The organism is Anaerolinea thermolimosa (assembly GCF_001050195.2).
GTDB lineage: Bacteria > Chloroflexota > Anaerolineae > Anaerolineales > Anaerolineaceae > Anaerolinea > Anaerolinea thermolimosa.
Map to the genome: position 1 here is coordinate 2,348,416 of NZ_DF967965.1, position 1,105 is coordinate 2,349,520.

Below are 1,105 nucleotides of genomic sequence, written 5' to 3' on the forward strand. Positions count from 1 at the left end.
TGATGGCGTAACCCTGGTAATTCGCCAGGGGGTAGCCCTCATTCCTGTTCCTTCACCATTGTTTTACCAATACTGGAACGATCACCCCATTCCACAGGAAAATCGATGAAGGCGCTATCCTGGCTTCCCGGCAAGGCCAATCCATGCCACCAGTACTGGCAAAATCATCGTCGCAGTGAATAAGAGAACCGCGTGAACCACAGGCCAGTCCAGGCTGATCCACGGTGTGCGTGCCAGAGTGACCAGCCACAGAAAACTCTGATAGAGCAGTACCGAAAGATAAGGCAGAGCGAGCCATGCCGTCAGGCGGCGAGAGATTCTTGGAATCCAAACGCCGGCAAGCCCAAAAACGTAGGCCAGAACCACCGCAGTGAAGAAAAACTCCCGGCTGCACCCCACCGAAGGGATGCACCGATCAGAGGCCGTCGTTAGAAAGAAAAGAGAATAAACGACCAGCACAAGCCCAAGGGCATCCAGCACCGGGGAAAGGCGGGGTTCATCATGAGCCGCGCTCAACATACAGACCAGGCCGAGAAGAAAGATCAACCCGAGCACCACCCCACGGGTTACCGTATCTCCCAGAAGTGGTGCAAATGCTTCCAATCCAGACAACTGGAGCCGGTTTCCCTGCCATTCTGGGCGTCGGGTGAGAAGGTCCACATAAAACAGACTCATCCCCACCAGGCTGGGGAACACAAACAGAAAGAGTCCCCCTGCCATGGTCACCAGGCGGAGTTGGAATCGGAAATCCCGGTAAAGGGGGCTGGAGAGCAGTTCTCGAAGCAAGCCTCGGATCATGTCTGCATCCCTTACCTGATCACCCTCTGAGCATACACCCTGTCCCTTTTACCAGTATCCGACCTGACCTCCGGAAAGAACAACCGGCTCACTTCCTGGTTTGCCTCCCCCTGCCAGTGCGAACAGGTGCGAGAACCACCTTTCACCAGTGTCGGGAGCCTTCTGGCTCCATTGAAACGTTTCAGATTGATTATATACAAAAATAAAAAAACCTCCTCTTCAGTGATCGTTCCAAAGCTGGTAAAAAGGTGGTTAAATGGATGAGGGGTAGTGAATAGACCACCCCACATCCGACGAACAGAGAGGC

At 53.8% G+C, this 1,105-nt stretch carries 1 protein-coding gene; it reads right to left on the reverse strand.

Annotated features, from left to right (window positions below; genetic code table 11):
- Positions 1–114 precede the first annotated feature (114 nt).
- Positions 115–798 carry a hypothetical protein gene (locus tag ATHL_RS10635; RefSeq protein WP_062193353.1) on the reverse strand — a complete coding sequence of 228 codons (684 nt, stop codon included), beginning with the start codon at positions 796–798 and terminating at the stop codon, positions 115–117.
- Positions 799–1,105 lie beyond the last annotated feature (307 nt).

Coding starts and splice junctions, on each gene's coding strand:
- ATHL_RS10635 (WP_062193353.1), bottom strand. CDS start 798: ATGATCCGAGGCTTGCTTCGAGAACTGCTCTCCAGCCCCCTTTACCGG.